Below are 18081 nucleotides of genomic sequence, written 5' to 3' on the forward strand. Positions count from 1 at the left end.
TGTTCGTCGCCGAGCCCGCCGACCAGGCGACCACGAAGCTGGCGAGCCGGTTGATGCGCGTGGCGGGCGAGGCCTGCTTCGAGGTGGACGCGAACCTGCGCCCCGAGGGCCGGCAGGGCGCGCTGGTCCGCACGCTCGACGGGCACGTGGCCTACTACAAGCGGTGGGCCAAGACCTGGGAGTTCCAGGCGCTGCTCAAGGCCCGGCCGATCGCGGGCGACCCCGAGCTGGGCCAGGCCTACGCCGAGGCCGTCGCGCCGATGGTGTGGAGCGCGGCGGGCCGTGACGACTTCGTCGCCGACGTGCAGGCCATGCGCAGGCGCGTGGAGGAGCACATCCGCCCCGACCTCGCCGCCCGGGAGCTGAAGCTCGGGCCGGGTGGGCTGCGTGACGTCGAGTTCGCCGTGCAGCTGCTGCAGCTCGTGCACGGCCGTGCCGACGAGGAGCTGCGCTCGTCGTCGACGCTGGACGCGCTCGCGGCCCTGTCGCTCGGCGGCTACGTCGGGCGCGACGACGGCGCGAACCTCGCCGCGTCCTACCGGTTCCTGCGCCTGCTCGAGCACCGCCTGCAGCTGCAGAAGATGCGCCGCACCCACCTGCTGCCGGCGCCCGACGACACGGCCGCGCTGCGCTGGCTCGGCCGCGCCGCGCGGTTGCGCTCCGACGGGCGGCGCGACGTGGTCGGCGTGCTGGTGGCGGAGTGGACGCGCAACGCGCGGCGCGTACGGCGCCTGCACGAGAAGCTGTTCTACCGGCCGCTGCTCGCCGCGGTGTCGCGGTTGCCCGCGGAGACGTCGCGGCTCTCGGAGAAGGCGGCCGTGGAGCGGCTCGGCGCGCTGGGCTGGGCGTCCCCGGAGGGGGCGCTCAACCACATCCGCGCGCTCACCTCGGGCGTCTCGCGGGCGTCGTCGATCCAGCAGGCGCTGTTGCCCGTGCTGCTCGACGAGCTCGCCCGCAGCCCCGATCCGGACCGCGGGCTGCTGGCCTACCGCCGTGTCTCCGAGGCGCTCGCGACCACGCCCTGGTACCTGCGGCTGCTGCGCGACGAGGGCGCGGCGGCGGAGAACCTGGCGCGGGTGCTGTCGGCCGGCCGGCTCGCCCCCGACCTGCTGCTGCGGGCCCCCGAGGCGGTCGCGATCCTCGGCGACCCGGAGGGCCTGAAGCCGCGCGGCCGGGACCATCTGGAGCAGGAGGTGCTGGCCGCGGTCGGCCGGGCCGACGACGCCGAGCAGGCGGTCGCTGCGGCCCGCGGGGTGCGCCGCCGCGAGCTGTTCCGTACCGCCGCGGCCGATCTCATCGGCTCGTACGGCACCGAGGACAACCCCCGCGAGCCCGACCCCGGCGCCCTGGTCGACCGGGTCGGCAACGCGGTCACCGACCTGAACGCGGCGACGATCGCGGGCGCGCTGCGGGCCGTCGTGCGCGCCGAGTGGGGCGACGAGCTGCCCACCCGCTTCGCGGTCATCGGCATGGGCCGCTTCGGCGGGCACGAACTGGGCTACGGCTCCGACGCGGACCTGCTGTTCGTGCACGAGCCGCGGCCCGGCGTCGACGAGCAGGAGGCCGCCCGGGCCGCCAACAGGGTCGTCGAGGAGATGCGTCGACTGCTCCAACTGCCCACTGCCGACCCGCCGTTGCTGATCGATGCCGATCTGCGCCCGGAGGGCAAGAGCGGCCCGATGGTGCGCACCCTCGGCTCGTACGAGGCGTACTACCGGCGCTGGTCGCTGGTCTGGGAGGCGCAGGCGCTGCTGCGCGCCGAGCCGATGGCCGGCGACCTGGAGCTGGGCGCGCGGTTCGTGGAGCTGATCGACCCGCTGCGGTACCCGATGGAGGGCCTGGGCGAGGACGCGGTCCGCGAGATCCGCCGGCTCAAGGCCCGGATGGAGAGCGAGCGGCTGCCGCGCGGCGCGGACCCGACCCTGCACGCCAAACTGGGCCGGGGCGGGCTCTCGGACGTGGAGTGGACGGTTCAGCTGTTCCAGCTGCAGCGCGGCTGGGAGCTGCCCGGGCTGCGCACCACCCGGACCCGCGAGGCCCTGGCGGCCGCGCACGCGGCCGATCTGATCCCGGGCGACGAGGCGCAGATCCTCGACGAGGCGTGGGTTCTCGCCACCCGGGTGCGCAACGCGGTGATGCTGGTGCGCGGCCGGCCCGGCGACACCTTCCCCTCGGACGGCCGCGAGCTGGCCGCGGTGGGCCGCTATCTGGGGTACGAGACGGGGCACGTCGGCGAGATGGTCGACGACTACCGGCGGATCACGCGGCGGGCGCGGGCGGTGGTGGAGGAGCTGTTCTACGGGGCGTAGCAGCGACTAAGGACTCTCCAGCAGCGTCCGCAGATGCGCCACGTACCCCGTCAGGGCCAGTTCGAAGGCCGCGTCCGTGCGGGTGTCCACCGCGCCCAGTGCGCGGGCCAGTTGCGGGGTCGCCGCCTCGTCGGTGAGCTCCCACATCGCCTCGGGGGCGGCCATGTCCAGGGCCGAGCCGAGCACCAGGTTCTCCAGGCCGATGATCACCGGCATGACGTCCGGCAGCGCGAAGCCCGCGTCGAGGAGCAGCGTGACGGCCTGCTCGTACTGGAGCAGCACCTCGGGCGCACGGACCGGTGACGTGGTGAGCAGCGGGATCGCCCGCGGGTGGGCCGCGAAGGCGGCCCGGTAGGAGCGGGCCCAGGCGGTCATCGCCTCGTCCCAGCGCGCCTGTTCCAGGGTCGAGGGGTCGATGGCGGAGCAGACCCGCTCGCGCACCAGCTCGACGATGCCGTCCCGGCCGTCCACATGGTGGTACACCGAGGCCGTCTGCACGCCCAGCCTCCGCGCGATCTGCGGAACGCTGAACTCGCCCTGCGCGTCCACGAGTTCCAGCGCCGTGGTGGTGATGCGCTCGCGGTCGAGCAGCGCCTTGCGCGGCCGGCCCATCGTCGATTCCCCCGTTTCGGGTCTTCCCGGATCGTCGGAGCCGAGGCTACATTGCGCCAAACCGAAAGCCTTTAGGTTTCCTGCCTCGGAAAGGGCTTCCCCACCCATGTCCCCACGCACCGCCGACACCACCGAGGGGCTGAGAACCGGCACGCTCACCACCGCCGACGTCTCGTTCTTCGTCGTCTCCGCCGCCGCCCCGCTCACCGTCATGGCCGGCGTCGCCCCGATCGCCATCGTCCTCGGCGGCATCGGCGCCCCCACCGGCTATCTGCTCGCCGGCATCACCCTGGCGATCTTCGCCGTCGGCTTCACTGCCATGAGCCGCCATGTGAAGAGCGCCGGCGCGTTCTACGCGTACATCACCCGCGGCCTCGGCAAGCCGGTCGGCATCGCCGCCGCCCTGCTCGCCATGCTCGGCTACAACGGCATGGAGATCGGCGTCTACGGACTGCTCGGCACCGCCACCGCCGACACCGCCCACTCCCTGTGGGGCGTCGACGTCCCCTGGCTGCCGGTCTCCCTCGCCGGCCTGCTGCTGATCTGGTACGGCGGCTACCGCTCGATCGACTTCGGCGCCAAGGTCCTCGGCGTCCTGCTCGTCGCCGAGACCGGCATACTCGTCCTCCTCGCCGGCGGCGTACTGCTCAAGGGCGGCGCGGACGGGCTCTCGCTCGCCTCCTTCGCCCCCGGCAATGTGCTGGTCCCCGGCACCGCGGGCGTCCTGGCCTTCGCGTTCGCCGCGTTCACCGGCTTCGAGTCCACGGTGATCTACCGCCGCGAGGCGAAGAACCCCGACCTCACCATCCCGCGCGCCACCTACCTCGCCGTTGGTTTCCTCGGGCTCTTCTACGCCTTCGTCGTGTGGGTCGCGATCCAGGCGTTCGGCGACGCGAAGGTCGTCGCGGCCGCGGGCGACGACCCGGCCGGGCTGTTCTTCACCGCCATCACCGAGTACGTCGGCGGCTGGGCGGCCGACCTGATGCACGTCCTCATCGTCACCAGCGTCCTCGCGTCCCTGCTCGCCTTCCACAATGCGATCAACCGCTACGGCCTCGCCCTCGCCGGCGAGGGCCTGCTGCCCCGGGCCTTCGGCAAGGTGCACGCGAAGCACCGCTCCCCGTACGTCGCGGGCCTCGCCCAGACCGTCCTCGGCGCGGTCGTGGTCCTCGCCTTCGCACTGGCCGGGGCCGACCCGTACCAGCAGCTGCTGCTGTGGGTGAACACCCCCGGCATGATCGGCCTGCTGGCCCTCCAGCTGCTCGCCGCGCTCGCCGTGCCGTTCTTCTTCCGGCGGATCACGCACCAGGAGGGCGTGCTGCGCACCACCGTCGCCCCCGCCGTCGCGGCGGTGCTGCTCTCCGGGGCGATCTGGCTGGTGATCACGCACCTGGACCTGTTCACGGCCGCGCCGCCGCTGGTCAACGCCGTGCTCGTCGCCGTCGTCCCCGCAGTGTTCGTGCTCGGCCTCGGCCTCGCGTGGCGACTGCGCCGCACCCGCCCGGAGGTGTACGCACGCTTCGCCGCCGAGCCCGCGACCCCCGAATCCACGCCCCAAGGAGAAGCGCCGTCGTGTCCGCAGCAGACCTCGTCCTCGTCAACGCCCGCGTCCGCACCCCGGAGCTGACCGGCCACACCGCCCTCGCCGTCCGCGACGGCGTGATCACCGCGCTCGGCGACGACGCCGACGCCCGTGCCTGGGCCGGGCCCGGCACCGAGACCGTCGACCTCGGCGGGGCCACCCTCACCCCCGGCCTGACCGACGCGCACAGCCACCCCGTCTGGGGCCTGGAGATGTTCTCCGGCACCGACCTGTCGGCCGTCCGCGACCTCGACGAGCTGCGGGCCGCGCTCGCCGCCGCCGAGCGCCGCGGGGGCTGGGTCGTCGGCTTCGGCCTCGACCACAACGTGTTCGGCGGCCGCCCGGTCCACCGCGCCCTGATCGAGGATGTCCTCGACGGCGTCCCGGCCTCACTGCGGCTCTACGACGGACACTCGATCCTGGCCACCGGCCCGGCCCTCAAGGCCGCCGGCGTCGACGGCCCGCGGAGCTTCGCCCAGCGCTCCGAGATCGTCTGCGACGCCGACGGGATCCCCACCGGCCACCTGATCGAGCACGCGGCCATGGACCTGCTCACCCCGGTGCTGCCGGTCCAGCCGGCCGCCGAGCGGCGCTCACGCCTCGTCGAGCTGCTCTCCTCCATGGCCGCCACCGGGCTCGCCTCCGCCCATGTGATGGACCTCGGCGGCCACGACGTGCCCGGGCTGCTCGCCGCCGTCGAGGAGGAGGGCGACCTGCCCGTACGGCTCCGCCTCGCGCCCTGGTGCATGCCCGGCGCGGACGCGGCGCAGCTGGACGAGCTGGTCCGGCTCCAGGGCCGGTCCGGCCGGCTGTGGCAGGTCGCCGGCGTGAAGTTCTTCATGGACGGCACCGTCGAGGGCGGCACCGCCTGGCTGGAGCACGCCGACTGCCACGGCCAGGGCGCCGACGCCTTCTGGCCCGACCCGGCCGGGTACGCGGCCGCCGTGCGCCACCTGCACCGGGCCGGGATCGGCACCGCCACCCACGCCATCGGCGACGCGGCCGTCCGCAACGTCCTCGACACCGTGGAGGCGCTCGGCCCCGGCGGCCCGCGGCACCGCATCGAACACATCGAGACCGTCCCCGACGACCAGCTCGGCCGGTTCGTCGTGCTCGGCGTCGCCGCCTCGATGCAGCCCCCGCACACCGCGTACACCCGCGCGGACCGCACCGACGAGTGGTCCAAGCGGCTGGGCGACGAGCGGGCCGACCGGGCCTGGCGGCTCCGCGACCTGCGCGACGCCGGGGCGACGCTTGCGCTGGGCTCCGACTGGCCGATCGCGCACTACGACGCCCGGCAGGTCCTCGCCACCGCTCAGCGTCCGCGGGGAGCGGCCTCCGCCCGTCCCGGGCTCACCGGCCTGATGGCCCTGGAGGGCTGCACCACGCACGCCGCGTTCGCGGCGGGGGAGGAGGCCGTCGCGGGCAGGATCGCACCTGGGTACCGGGCCGATCTGACGGCCTTCGCCGTCGACCCGGTCGAGGCCCCGGCCGACGAGACCGAGCAGGCCCCGATCCGGCTCACGGTGGCAGGCGGCCGCGTCACGCACCGGGGCTGAGCCCCGCCACGTGCCGGAGCCTCATCTGCCGGAGCTGACCCGCTCCGGCTCGGCGTCCCGGTCCGTCTCCGCCTCCGAGTGCGCAGGCGGGCCGGACGCCTGCACCCGTCGGCTCTCCACCTGCTTCGGCAGCCGCTGCGGCAGTGCGCCGTACCAGAGGTACGAGACGGCGAAGCCGAAGCCCAGGCAGATCATGCCGCCGACCGCGTCCAGCCAGAAGTGGTTGGCGGTGGCCACGATGACCACCAGGGTGACGGCCGGGTAGACCATGCCCAGGATCTTCGCCCAGGGCGCGCGGGCCAGGAAGAAGATCATCAGTCCGCACCAGAGCGACCAGCCGATGTGCATCGACGGCATCGCCGCGTACTGGTTCGACATGTGCTTGAGGTTGCCGGAGGCCATCGAGCCCCAGGTCTGGTGCACCAGCACGGTGTCGACGAAGCTCTGCCCGTTCATCAACCGGGGCGGCGCGAGCGGATACAGGTAGTAACCGACCAGCGCCACACCGGTGGTGGCGAACAGGACCGTGCGGGACGCCGCGTAACGGCCCGGCTGCCGACGGTAGAGCCACACCAGCACACCGATGGTGATCACGAAGTGCAAGGTGGCGTAGTAGTAGTTCATCGCCACGATCAGCCAGGTCACCGAGTTCACGGCGTGGTTGACCGCCTCCTCGAAGGCCAGCCCCAGCGACTTCTCGACCTGCCAGATCCAGTCGGCGTTCTTCAGCGCCTGGGCCTTCTGCTCCGGCACGGCGTTGCGGATCAGCGAGTACGTCCAGTAGCTGACCGCGATCAGCAGGATCTCGAACCAGATCCGGGGCCGCCGGGGCGTACGCAGGCGTGCCCGCATACCGGCACCGGTCGTGATGGGTGGTGACGGGGGTGCTGGGGTGGCCGGTCTACGGCCTTCCAAACGCTTCACGGTCGTTTCACCCATAGGAGGAGAGTCTGCCAGATTCACGCCCTACGACCGATCATCCCTCCGACGGGTTCCCGGCGCACGCGGTCCGTCTCAGGAGCGAGCCGGAGCCACGGTTCTATCAGGGGTTTCCCTGTCGGGGCGAGGGGGCGGAGGCCGTCGAACCGCGGACGACGAGTTCCGGCATGAAGACGAATTCGCTGTGCGGGGCCGGGGTGCCGCCGACCTCCTCCAGGAGCGCCCGTACCGCCGCCTGGCCCATCGCCTGCACCGGCTGGCGGATGGTCGTCAGCGGCGGGTCGGTGAACGCTATGAGAGGGGAGTCGTCGAAGCCGACCACCGACACGTCCCGGGGGACCCGCAGGCCCTGCTGGCGGGCGGCCCGGATCGCGCCGAGCGCCATCATGTCGCTGGCGCAGACGATCGCCGTGCAGCCTCGCTCGATCAGCGCGGCCGCCGCGGCCTGACCGCCCTCCAGCGTGTAGAGGGAGTGCTGGATCAGCTCCTCGGACTCCTCCGGGGCGAGGCCGAGCCGCTCCTTCATGCCGCGCTGGAAGCCCTCGATCTTGCGCAGCACCGGCACGAACCGCTTCGGCCCGACCGCGAGCCCGATCCGGGTGTGCCCGAGCGAGGCGAGATGCGTGACGGCCAGCTGCATCGCGGCCCGGTCGTCCGGCGAGACGAAGGGGGCCTGCACCTTGGGGGAGAAACCGTTGATGAGGACGTACGGGACGCCCTTGCCGCGCAGCTGGTCGTAGCGGGAGGTGTCCGCCGTGGTGTCGGCGTGCAGCCCGGAGACGAAGATGATCCCGGAGACCCCGCGCTCCACCAGCATGTCGGTGAGCTCGTCCTCGGTGGACCCGCCGGGGGTCTGCGTCGCGAGGACGGGGGTGTAGCCCTGCCGGGTCAGGGCCTGCCCGATGACCTGCGCGAGCGCCGGGAAGATCGGGTTGTCCAGTTCGGGGGTTATCAGTCCGACCAGTCCTGCGCTGCGCCGGCGGAGCCGGACCGGACGCTCGTAGCCGAGGACGTCGAGCGCGGCAAGCACGGACTCACGGGTGGCCGCGGCCACACCGGGCTTGCCGTTGAGCACGCGGCTGACTGTGGCTTCACTGACCCCCGCCTGGGCTGCGATGTCGGCAAGCCGCGCGGTCATGGGATTGGACTGTACCGGTCGCACGTCAGATTGCCCACCACACACAGGAATCGGCGGCGACCCGGACGACCCGGGCATCGGAGGCGACGTCCTCGGTCACGTTCTCGGCGCTGCTGAGCAGCACCGTGCGCCGCCGCGACAACGCCACCTCGGCTGCTGCGGAACCGGTGTTGAGGACGACCGCGACATCGCCCTCCGGCGAGCGCCGCCGGAAGGCGAGCACGCCCTCCGGCGCGGGCAGCCACTCCGCCTCCTCGCCCGCCCCGAGCGCCGGGTGCGCGCGGCGCAGTTCCAGGGCGCGCCGGTAGAGCTCTAGCGTCGAGCCCGGGTCGCCGCTCTGCGCCTCGACGCTCAGGTCAGCCCACCGCGCGGGCTGCGGGAGCCAGGAGCCGCCGGGGCCGAAGCCGTACGAGGGGCCGGCGGACGTCCACGGCAGTGGCACCCGGCAGCCGTCGCGCAGCCCGTCCTGCCCCTCGCCGCGCCAGAACGCCGGGTCCTGGCGGAGCTCGTCCGGCAGGTCCGTCACTTCGGGCAGCCCCAGTTCCTCGCCCTGGTAGACGTACGCCGAGCCGGGAAGCGCCAGCATCAGCAGCGCCGCCGCCCGCGCCCGCGCCAGGCTGCCGTACCGGGTCCGGTGCCGGACGACGTCGTGGTTGGAGAGCACCCAGGTCGTCGGCGCGCCGACCGCGGCGGTGGCGCGCAGCGAGTCGTCGATGACCCGGCGCAGCGCCTTCGCGTCCCAGGGGCAGTTCAGGAACTGGAAGTTGAAGGCCTGGTGCAGCTCGTCGGGGCGCACGTACAGGGCGAGCCGCTCGGGCGTCGGGGCCCAGGCCTCGGCGACGCCGATGCGCTCGGGGCCGTACGACTCGAGGAGCCGCCGCCAGCCGCGGTGGATCTCGTGCACCCCGTCCTGGTCGAAGAACGGCAGCCGCTGGGCGCCGATGAGGCTGGCCTGCTTGCCGTGGCCGATGTCGGGCAGGCCCTCGGCCTTGACCATCCCGTGGGCCACGTCGATCCGGAACCCGTCCACGCCCAGATCCAGCCAGAACCGCAGCACCGAGTCGAACTCCGCCCGGACCTCGGCGTTGTGCCAGTTCAGGTCGGGCTGCTCGGGCGCGAACAGGTGCAGGTACCAGGCGCCGTCGGCGACCCGGGTCCAGGCCGGGCCGCCGAAGACGGACTCCCAGTCGTTCGGCGGCTGCGCGCCGTCGGGGCCGCGGCCGGGCCGGAAGACGTACCGGTCCCGCTCGGGGCCCGCGCCGGCCCGGGCCGCCTCGAACCAGGGGTGCCGCTCGGAGGTGTGGTTCGGGACGATGTCGACGATCACCCTCAGGCCCAGGTCGTGGGCGGCCCGGACCAGGTCGTCCGCGTCCCGCAGATCGCCGAAGACGGGGTCGACGGCCCGGTAGTCGGCGACGTCGTAGCCGCCGTCGGCCTGCGGGGAGGCGTAGAACGGGGTCAGCCAGACCGCGTCGACGCCGAGGCGGGCCAGGTGCGGCAGCCGCTCCCGGGCCCCGCGCAGATCCCCGACGCCGTCCCCGTCGCCGTCCGCGAAGGAGCGGACGTACACCTGGTAGATCACGGCGTCCCGCCACCAGTCGGGGGCCGGGCCGGACGGTTCGTCGCAAGGGCTTGCAAGCGGTGCCGTCGACGGGGAGGTGAGCTCCTGAGCCATGTGCGGTGTCCCTCTCGGTTCCTGCAAGCTGGTCTGCAAACCCTTGCAGACCCCGTACGGCCGCTGCAAGGGCGCAACGGCGCAGTCCATGAGCGTGTCAAGCGACCCATCGGCAACTGTACGGACACGCGGATGTAACGATCCGCTGGCCTTGCAGAAAGTTCTCGCAAGCTCTTTCGGCTCGTTTTCATCCCTGTTACGTTCCTGGCAACCCGGCGCGCCGCGAGGGAGCGGTCGCAGAGGTGAGGTCTTCGCCCCTCTTCCCCCCGGGATCTGTTGAAGGAGTTCACATGCGGCGTGGCATAGCGGCCACCGCGCTGGTCGCGGCCCTGGGTCTGACCGTTGCGGCGTGCGGAAGCGACGACGGCCAGGACGGCGGCAGCAAGAGCTCGGGCGAGCTCTCCGGCACCGTCACCTACTGGGACACCTCGAACGAGGCCGAGAAGGGCACGTACCAGGCGCTCGCCGAGGGCTTCACCAAGCTCCACCCCAAGGTGAAGGTCAAGTACGTCAACGTTCCCTTCGGTGAGGCCAACGCCAAGTTCAAGAACGCGGCCGGCGGCAACTCCGGCGCCCCCGACGTCATGCGCACCGAGGTCGCCTGGGTCGCCGACTTCGCGAGCCTTGGCTACCTTGCCCCGCTCGACGGCACGCCCGCCATCGAGAAGCAGAACGACTGGCTGCCGCAGGCCGCCGCGTCCACCAAGTTCGACGACAAGACCTACGCCGTCCCGCAGGTCATCGACACCATGGCGCTCTTCTACAACAAGAAGATGCTCAAGGACGCCGGCGTCGAGGTGCCGAAGTCGATCGAGGAGCTGAAGGCCGTCTCGAAGAAGATCAGCGAGAAGTCGCCCGGCAAGACCGGTCTCTACCTGCGCGGCGACGACCCGTACTGGTTCCTCTCCTTCCTGTACGGCGAGGGCGGCGACATGGTCGACGCCGAGGGGAAGAAGATCACCATCGACGACGCCTCCGGCGTCAGCGCGTTCAAGACCATCAAGGACCTGGTCGACTCGAAGGCGGCGATCACCGACGCCTCCGACGGCTGGAACAACATGCAGAACGCCTTCAAGACCGGCAAGGTCGCGATGATGCTCAACGGCCCGTGGGCCATCGAGGACTCCCGCGCCGGCGCCGAGTTCAAGGACCCGAAGAACCTCGGCATCGCCCCGGTCCCGGCCGGCAGCGCCGCGCAGGGCGCGCCGCAGGGCGGCTGGAACCTCTCCGTCTACGCCGGCTCCAAGAACCTGAACGCCTCCTACGAGTTCGCCAAGTACATGAGCTCGGCCAAGGTCCAGCAGCAGACCACCGAGAAGCTGAGCCTGCTGCCGACCCGCATCTCGGTCTACGCGCAGCCGACCGTCGAGAGCAACGAGATGGTCCAGTTCTTCAAGCCGGCCGTCGACAAGGCCGTCGAGCGCCCGTGGATCCCGCAGGGCAACTCCCTCTTCGAGCCGATCAAGCTCCAGATGGCCAACGTCCTGATCGGCAAGGCCACGCCGGAGAAGGCGGCCGCCGACACCGGCGAGGCCTACCGCAAGCTCCTCAAGGACTACAAGTAAAGAGTGAGAAGGGCTGACCGACCCATGGCTGTCGACACCAGCCAGTCGGCGCCGAAGGCCGCGGGCGCGCACAGCGCCCGCGGCCGCGGCCGCCGCACTGACGAGCACCCGGGCAGGCTGCGCCGTGCGCTGACCACCCACTGGTACGCCTGGAGCATGATCGCCCCGGTGGTGATCGTGATCGGCGTGATCATCGGCTACCCGCTGGTGCGCGGCGTCTACCTGTCGCTGACCGACGCCACCGAGGCGAACGTCGAGCGCACGATCGGCGTCAACCACATCCCGGCCACCTACGAGTTCGTCGGTCTCGACAACTACAAGGCGATCCTCACCGACACCGTCTTCTGGGACCGGCTCGGCTGGACGCTGGTGTGGACCGTGGTCTGCGTCGCCCTCTCCTTCGGCCTCGGACTCGTCCTGGCCAACATGCTCAACCGCAAGATCAAGGGACGCGGCTTCTACCGCATGGCCCTGATCCTGCCCTGGGCCGTCCCGGCCTTCGTCTCCGTCTTCACCTGGAAGCTGCTCTTCAACGAGCGCAACGGCCTCTTCAACAAGCTGCTCGAAGGCGGCGGCATCGAGGCGATCTCCTGGCTGAACGACCCCACCTGGGCCAAGGTCTCCGTCATCGCGGTGAACGTCTGGCTCGGCGTGCCCTTCATGCTCGTCGCCGTCCTCGGCGGCCTGCAGTCCATCCCCGGCGAGCTGTACGAGGCCGCCGAGATGGACGGCGCGAGCGCCTGGCAGCGCTTCCGGCACATCACGATGCCCGGACTGCGCCCGGTCGCCTCGACGGTGATCCTGCTCAGCGCCATCTGGACCTTCAACATGTTCCCGGTGATCTTCCTGCTCACGCGGGGCGGACCGGGCGACTCCACCGAGATCCTGGTGACGTACGCGTACCGGCTCTCGTTCGTCAACAGCCCGCGCGACTTCGCGGCCTCGGCTGCCTGGGGCGTGGTGATCCTGCTCCTCCTGTCGCTGTTCGCGGTCGTCTACCGCCGCGCGCTCAAGAAGCAGGGAGACCAGTGGTGACCGACAAGACCATCACCGCACCGCGCAAGGTCCGGGCGCGCGGCGAGCGCTCGCCGCTGGCCTCCCTCGGCCTGCACCTCACCCTGATCGTCGCCACGGTCGTCGCGGTCTTCCCGCCGCTGTGGCTGGTGATCACCTCGTTCAAGCCGAAGACCGACGCCTTCGACTCCTCCCTGGTGAAGAACTTCACCCTCGGCAACTACAGCCATGTCGTCGGCGACACCGCGTTCCTGTCCTGGCTGGGCAACTCGATGATCGTCGTCGGACTGACCACCGTCATCGGCGTGTTCATCTCCGCCACCACCGGCTACGCGGTCAGCCGCTTCCGCTTCCCGGGGCTGCGCCCGCTGATGTGGCTGCTGCTCATCACCCAGATGTTCCCGGTCGCGGTGCTCATCGTGCCGCTGTACAACCTGCTGGCGAGCCTCGGTCTGCTCAATCAGCCGGTCGGCCTGGTCGTCACCTACCTCACCGTCGCCGTGCCCTTCTGCGCCTGGATGATGAAGGGGTACTTCGACGGCATCCCGGTCGAGATCGACGAGGCGGGCCGGGTCGACGGACTCAGCCCGTTCGGCACCTTCTGGCGGCTGATCATGCCGCTCGCCAAGCCCGGCCTGGCCGTCACCGCGTTCTACACCTTCATCACCGGCTGGGCCGAGGTCGCCTACGCGTCCGCGTTCATGACCGGCGAGGAGAACCTCACGCTCGCCGGCGGCCTGCAGACCTTCGTCAACCAGTACACCGCCGACTGGGGCTCGCTCACCGCCGCGGCCGTCCTCATCGCCGCCCCGGCCGCGATCGTCTTCGGCCTCGTCCAGCGCCACCTGGTCTCCGGGCTGACGGCCGGCGCCACCAAGTCGTAGGGGGTGTCTCGCCCGCCCTGCCGCCCCCGACCCACTCCGTACGCACTCCGGTCCGCGCACGCCGGCCCGGCCCTGACGCCGGGCCGGCGCAGCGCCACCCCTTACCACCCAGGGAAGACATGACCCAGCACCTCGCCGCCCCCGCAGCCGCCCCGACCACCGGCACGCAGACGGACTGGTGGCGCGACGCGGTGATCTACCAGGTCTATCCGCGCAGCTTCGCCGACGGAAACGGCGACGGGATGGGCGACCTGGAGGGCATCCGCAGCCGGCTGCCGTACCTCAAGGAGCTCGGCGTCGACGCCGTCTGGCTCAGCCCCTTCTACGCCTCCCCGCAGGCCGACGCCGGCTACGACGTCGCCGACTACCGGGCCATCGACCCCATGTTCGGCAGCCTGCTCGACGCCGACGCGCTGATCCGCGAGGCGCACGAGCTGGGCCTGCGGATCATCGTCGACCTGGTGCCCAACCACTCCTCCGACCGGCACGAGTGGTTTCAGCGCGCGCTGCGCGAGGGTCCCGGCTCCCCGCTGCGCGAGCGTTACCACTTCCGCCCGGGGAAGGGCGAGAACGGCGAACTGCCGCCCAACGACTGGGAGTCCATCTTCGGCGGCCCGGCCTGGACCCGGGTGGCCGACGGGGAGTGGTACCTCCACCTGTTCGCCCCCGAGCAGCCCGACTTCAACTGGGAACACCCCGCCGTCCGCGACGAGTTCCGCTCCATCCTGCGCTTCTGGCTCGACATGGGCGTGGACGGCTTCCGCGTCGACGTCGCCCACGGCCTGATCAAGGCCGACGGCCTGCCCGACATCGGCGGCCACGACCAGCTCAAGCTCCTCGGCAACGACGTCATGCCCTTCTTCGACCAGGACGGCGTCCACGAGATCTACCGCTCCTGGCGGCAGGTCCTGAGCGAATTCGACGGAGAGCGCGTCCTCGTCGCCGAGGCCTGGACCCCGACCGTCGAGCGCACCGCCAACTACGTGCGCCCCGACGAGATGCACCAGGCGTTCAACTTCCAGTACCTGGGCACCCACTGGGACGCCGCCGAGCTGCGCACCGTCATAGACGCCTCGCTCTCCGCGATGCGCCCGGTCGGCGCGCCCACCACCTGGGTGCTGTCCAACCACGACGTCACCCGGCACGCCACCCGGTTCGCCAACCCGCCCGGCCTCGGCACCCAGCTGCGCGAGCCCGGCGACCGCGCACTTGGGCTGCGCCGCGCCCGTGCCGCCACCCTGCTGATGCTGGCGCTGCCCGGCTCCGCGTACGTCTACCAGGGCGAGGAGCTCGGCCTGCCGGACGTCACCGACCTGCCCGACGAGGTCCGCCAGGACCCGTCGTTCTTCCGGGCCACCGGCCAGGACGGCTTCCGCGACGGCTGCCGGGTGCCGATCCCGTGGACCGTCGAGGGATCCTCGTACGGCTTCGGCGCCGGCGGCTCCTGGCTGCCGCAGCCCGACTCCTGGGGCGCGCTGAGCGTCGAGGCGCAGGCCGGCGACCCCGGCTCCACCCTGGAGCTGTACCGCAGCGCGCTCGCCGTGCGCCGCGAGCGGCCCGGACTCGGTGCGGGCGAGGACGTCCAGTGGCTGGAGGCGCCCGAGGGTGTGCTCTCCTTCCGCCGCGACGGCTTCGTCTGCACCGCCAACACCACCGGCCGGGCCATCTCCGTCCCGCTGCCCGGCCGGTTCCTCCTCTCCAGCGAGGAGGTGGGCGGCTCCGCCGTGGAGGGGACGGTGGAGCTGCCCGCCGACACCACCGTCTGGTGGGCGGTGTGACGATCCCCCTGCCGCGGGGCGCCGGACACGGCACCCCGCGGCTCGCGGACCTGGCGGCCCAGTCCGGCGTCAGCGAGGCCACGGTCAGCCGGGTCCTCAACGGCAAGGCGGGCGTCGCCGACGCGACCCGCCACAAGGTGCTCGCCGCGCTCGACGTGCTGGGCTACGAGCGACCGGTCCGGCTCAGACGGCGCAGCGCCGGCCTGGTCGGCCTGGTCGTGCCCGAGCTGACCAACCCGATCTTCCCGGCGTTCGCGCAGGTCGTCGAGCAGGTCCTGGCCGGGCACGGCTACACCCCGGTGCTGTGCACCCAGATGCCCGGCGGTGCGACCGAGGACGAACTGGTCGAGCAGCTGGTGGAGCGTGGGGTCTCCGGCATCGTCTTCCTGTCCGGGCTGCACGCGGACGCCACCGCGGACCCCGCTCGGTACGTCGAACTGGCCGCCCGGGGCGTGCCGTTCGTCCTCATCAACGGCTTCAACGAGCGCATCGACGCCAACTTCGTGTCGCCGGACGACCGTTCGGCGGCGCGGATGGCCGTGCAGCACCTGGTGGAGCTGGGCCACGAGCGGATCGGACTGGCCATCGGGCCGACCCGGTACACGCCGTCCCGGCGCAAGGCGGAGGGCTTCACGGCCGCGCTCCACGGCCTGCTCGGCATGGAGCGGGCGGCGGCGGAGACGTACGTCCGGCCCACCCTGTTCGGCGTCGAGGGCGGCCACGCGGCCGCCGACCTGCTGCTCGACCAGGGCTGCACCGGCATCGTCTGCGGCTCCGACCTGATGGCGCTCGGCGCGATCCGCGCGGTGCGGGCGCGCGGGCTCGACGTGCCGCGGGACGTCTCGGTGGTCGGCTTCGACGACTCGCCGCTGATCGCGTTCACCGACCCGCCGCTGACCACCGTGCGTCAGCCGGTGCAGGCCATGGCGACGGCGGCGGTGGGCACGCTGATCGAGGAGATCGAGGGGAATCCCGTGCAGCGCACGGAGTTCGTGTTCCAGCCGGAGCTGGTGGTGCGCGGCTCGACGGCGCAGCCGCCGCAGGCGGCTGTGTAACTGCTCGCGCAACTCCTTGTGCAACTCCCTGCGGCACTCTCCGCATTGAGACGTTTGAAGGGTTGACCAGCCGTCAAGGCACCCCTACGGTCACGGCTGAAAACAGTTGCTGTCAGTTTCGGCAACTTCTTGCGACATCGACGTCGTCAGGAGGAACAATGGCCAGAAGGACCGTGGCCGCTGCACTCGCCCTCGTGGCGGGAGCCGCTGTGGCCGTCACGGCGCCCCCCACCCTCGCGCAGGCCACCCCGCCCGGCGAGAAGGACGTCACCGCGGTGATGTTCGAGTGGAAGTTCGCCTCGGTGGCGAAGGCGTGCACCGATCAGTTGGGACCGGCGGGGTACGGGTACGTCCAGGTCTCCCCGCCGCAGGAGCGCATCCAGGGCTCGGCGTGGTGGACCGCGTACCAGCCCGTCAGCTACAAGATCGCCGGCCCGCTCGGCGACCGGACCGCCTTCAAGAGCATGGTCGACACCTGCCACGCGGCGGGCGTGAAGGTCGTCGCGGACTCCGTGATCAACCACATGGCGAACGCGTCGGGCACGGGAACGGGCGGGACCTCGTTCTCGAAGTACGACTACCCCGGGCTCTACTCCGGCGCGGACATGGACGACTGCCGCGCCACGATCTCGAACTACCAGAACCGGGCCGACGTCCAGAACTGCGAACTCGTCGGGCTGCCCGACCTGGACACCGGCGAGGACTGGGTGCGCGGCCGGATCGCCGGGTACCTGAACGACCTGCTGACGCTCGGCGTCGACGGCTTCCGCATCGACGCGGCCAAGCACATGCCGGCGGCGGATCTCGCGAACATCAAGTCGCGGCTGACGAATCCGTCGGTGTACTGGAAGCAGGAGGCGATATTCGGCGCGGGCGAGGCCGTCGCGCCGAGCGAGTACCTCGGGAACGGGGACGTGCAGGAGTTCCGCTACGCGCGGGACCTCAAGCGGATCTTCGGCTCGGAGAAGCTCGCGTATCTGAAGACCTTCGGCGAGAGCTGGGGGTACATGCCGTCCGGGCAGTCCGGCGTCTTCGTCGACAACCACGACACGGAGCGGGGCGGGGACACGCTCAACTACAAGTCGGGCGCGACGTACACGCTGGCGTCGGTCTTCATGCTGGCGTGGCCGTACGGCTCCCCGGACGTCCACTCCGGCTACGAGTGGACCGACAAGGACGCCGGCGCGCCGAACGGCGGCCAGGTGAACGCCTGCTACGCCGACGGCTGGAAGTGCCAGCACGCGTGGCGCGAGATCGCGTCGATGGTGGGCTTCCGGAACGCGGCGCGCGGCCAGGCGGTGACGGACTGGTGGGACAACGGCGGCAACGCGATCGCGTTCGGCCGGGGCGCGAAGGCGTACGTGGCGATCAACCACGAGGCCGGCTCGCTGACCAGGACGTTCCAGACGTCGCTGCCCGGCGGGACGTACTGCGACGTGCAGTCGAACACGCCGGTCACCGTGGACGGCTCGGGCCGGTTCACGGCGACGCTGGGCGCGAACACGGCGGTGGCGCTGCACGCGAACGCGCGGAGCTGCGGGGCGACGGTCGGCGCGAGCGCGTCGTTCCAGGTGACCGCCACGACGGCGATGGGCCAGAACATCTACGTCACCGGCAACCGCCCCGAGCTCGGCGCGTGGTCCCCGGCCGCCGCCCTCACGCTCGACCCGTCCGCGTACCCCGTCTGGAAGCTGACCCTCTCCCTGCCCGCGGGCACGGCCTTCGAGTACAAGTACCTCCGCAAGGACGGGGCCGGAAACGTGACATGGGAGTCGGGTGCCAACCGCGTGGCGACCGTTCCCGCCTCGGGCCAGGTCGTCCTGACGGACACGTTCCGCACGTGACGGGGCGGGGCGCGCCGGCCCACCGGGCCTGAACGGGCGCCGCCCTCGTGGGCGCCGGGCTCATGGGGCGGACGCGCCCGCAAGGGTGCCGTTCCGTTGTGCCCGCCCGTTCCGCCCTGGGGTCCCC

The 18081-nt window shown here is 71.8% G+C and carries 13 protein-coding genes; 9 read left to right on the forward strand and 4 right to left on the reverse strand.

Going from position 1 to position 18081, the window contains the following annotated elements; all coding sequences use genetic code 11:
* Positions 1 to 2309, forward strand: a 2309-nt coding sequence (locus VIU94_RS06495; RefSeq protein ID WP_331908499.1) for a bifunctional [glutamine synthetase] adenylyltransferase/[glutamine synthetase]-adenylyl-L-tyrosine phosphorylase, incomplete at its 5' end; no start/stop codon positions are given.
* A gap of 6 nt (positions 2310 to 2315) precedes the next feature.
* Here VIU94_RS06495 and VIU94_RS06500 read toward each other — a convergent pair.
* Positions 2316 to 2921, reverse strand: coding sequence for a TetR/AcrR family transcriptional regulator (locus VIU94_RS06500; RefSeq protein ID WP_331908501.1), 606 nt, complete (start codon positions 2919 to 2921; stop codon positions 2316 to 2318).
* Positions 2922 to 3027: 106 nt separating this feature from the next.
* Here VIU94_RS06500 and VIU94_RS06505 point away from each other — a divergent pair, with 106 nt between their 5' ends.
* Entirely contained in the window at positions 3028 to 4548 is a 1521-nt protein-coding gene (locus VIU94_RS06505) for an APC family permease (protein WP_331908503.1), read from the forward strand.
* On the forward strand, positions 4494 to 6062 hold the full coding sequence (locus VIU94_RS06510) for an amidohydrolase (RefSeq protein WP_331908505.1): 1569 nt from the start codon (positions 4494 to 4496) through the stop codon (positions 6060 to 6062). Before VIU94_RS06505 ends, VIU94_RS06510 begins: the two co-directional genes overlap by 55 nt.
* 21 nt (positions 6063 to 6083) lie before the next feature.
* On the opposite strand, the gene VIU94_RS06515 is transcribed toward VIU94_RS06510, so the two are convergent.
* The 3 genes from VIU94_RS06515 to VIU94_RS06525 form a co-directional block, all read right to left on the reverse strand.
* The gene (locus VIU94_RS06515) at positions 6084 to 7001 is read right to left on the reverse strand and encodes a phosphatase PAP2 family protein (RefSeq protein ID WP_331908507.1); all 918 of its coding nucleotides are present in this window, start codon (positions 6999 to 7001) and stop codon (positions 6084 to 6086) included.
* A 103-nt stretch (positions 7002 to 7104) separates the two neighbouring features.
* Positions 7105 to 8139, reverse strand: coding sequence for a LacI family DNA-binding transcriptional regulator (locus VIU94_RS06520; RefSeq protein WP_331908509.1), 1035 nt, complete (start codon positions 8137 to 8139; stop codon positions 7105 to 7107).
* Positions 8140 to 8164: 25 nt separating this feature from the next.
* Positions 8165 to 9814, reverse strand: a complete 1650-nt coding sequence (locus VIU94_RS06525; protein WP_331908511.1) for a glycoside hydrolase family 13 protein — start codon at positions 9812 to 9814, stop codon at positions 8165 to 8167.
* A 290-nt stretch (positions 9815 to 10104) separates the two neighbouring features.
* Here VIU94_RS06525 and VIU94_RS06530 point away from each other — a divergent pair, with 290 nt between their 5' ends.
* The 6 genes from VIU94_RS06530 (at position 10105) to VIU94_RS06555 (ending at position 17954) form a co-directional block, all read left to right on the forward strand.
* Complete coding sequence (locus VIU94_RS06530; protein ID WP_331908513.1) at positions 10105 to 11379, forward strand: extracellular solute-binding protein; 1275 nt, start codon at positions 10105 to 10107, stop codon at positions 11377 to 11379.
* A gap of 24 nt (positions 11380 to 11403) precedes the next feature.
* On the forward strand, positions 11404 to 12414 hold the full coding sequence (locus VIU94_RS06535) for a carbohydrate ABC transporter permease (RefSeq protein WP_331908515.1): 1011 nt from the start codon (positions 11404 to 11406) through the stop codon (positions 12412 to 12414).
* A complete protein-coding gene (locus tag VIU94_RS06540) occupies positions 12411 to 13277 on the forward strand; it encodes a sugar ABC transporter permease (protein WP_331908517.1) in 867 nt (288 codons plus the stop codon). Before VIU94_RS06535 ends, VIU94_RS06540 begins: the two co-directional genes overlap by 4 nt.
* Positions 13278 to 13396: 119 nt before the next feature.
* On the forward strand, positions 13397 to 15055 hold the full coding sequence (locus tag VIU94_RS06545; RefSeq protein ID WP_331908519.1) for a glycoside hydrolase family 13 protein: 1659 nt from the start codon (positions 13397 to 13399) through the stop codon (positions 15053 to 15055).
* Positions 15043 to 16110, forward strand: coding sequence for a LacI family DNA-binding transcriptional regulator (locus VIU94_RS06550; RefSeq protein ID WP_331908521.1), 1068 nt, complete (start codon positions 15043 to 15045; stop codon positions 16108 to 16110). The genes VIU94_RS06545 and VIU94_RS06550 overlap by 13 nt, the downstream gene beginning before the upstream one ends.
* 158 nt (positions 16111 to 16268) lie before the next feature.
* The gene (locus VIU94_RS06555) at positions 16269 to 17954 is read left to right on the forward strand and encodes a carbohydrate-binding module family 20 domain-containing protein (protein WP_331908523.1); all 1686 of its coding nucleotides are present in this window, start codon (positions 16269 to 16271) and stop codon (positions 17952 to 17954) included.
* Positions 17955 to 18081 lie beyond the last annotated feature (127 nt).

It is taken from the genome of Streptomyces sp. (genome assembly GCF_036566765.1).
Lineage (GTDB): Bacteria > Actinomycetota > Actinomycetes > Streptomycetales > Streptomycetaceae > Streptomyces.

Excerpts from the sequence above, each read along its gene's own strand:
- VIU94_RS06520 (WP_331908509.1), bottom strand. The coding sequence starts at position 8,139 with ATGACCGCGCGGCTTGCCGACATCGCAGCCCAGGCGGGGGTCAGTGAA.
- VIU94_RS06505 (WP_331908503.1), top strand. The coding sequence starts at position 3,028 with ATGTCCCCACGCACCGCCGACACCACCGAGGGGCTGAGAACCGGCACG.
- VIU94_RS06535 (WP_331908515.1), top strand. The coding sequence starts at position 11,404 with ATGGCTGTCGACACCAGCCAGTCGGCGCCGAAGGCCGCGGGCGCGCAC.
- VIU94_RS06500 (WP_331908501.1), bottom strand. The coding sequence starts at position 2,921 with ATGGGCCGGCCGCGCAAGGCGCTGCTCGACCGCGAGCGCATCACCACC.
- VIU94_RS06525 (WP_331908511.1), bottom strand. The coding sequence starts at position 9,814 with ATGGCTCAGGAGCTCACCTCCCCGTCGACGGCACCGCTTGCAAGCCCT.
- VIU94_RS06555 (WP_331908523.1), top strand. The coding sequence starts at position 16,269 with ATGGCCAGAAGGACCGTGGCCGCTGCACTCGCCCTCGTGGCGGGAGCC.
- VIU94_RS06515 (WP_331908507.1), bottom strand. The coding sequence starts at position 7,001 with ATGGGTGAAACGACCGTGAAGCGTTTGGAAGGCCGTAGACCGGCCACC.
- VIU94_RS06530 (WP_331908513.1), top strand. The coding sequence starts at position 10,105 with ATGCGGCGTGGCATAGCGGCCACCGCGCTGGTCGCGGCCCTGGGTCTG.
- VIU94_RS06545 (WP_331908519.1), top strand. The coding sequence starts at position 13,397 with ATGACCCAGCACCTCGCCGCCCCCGCAGCCGCCCCGACCACCGGCACG.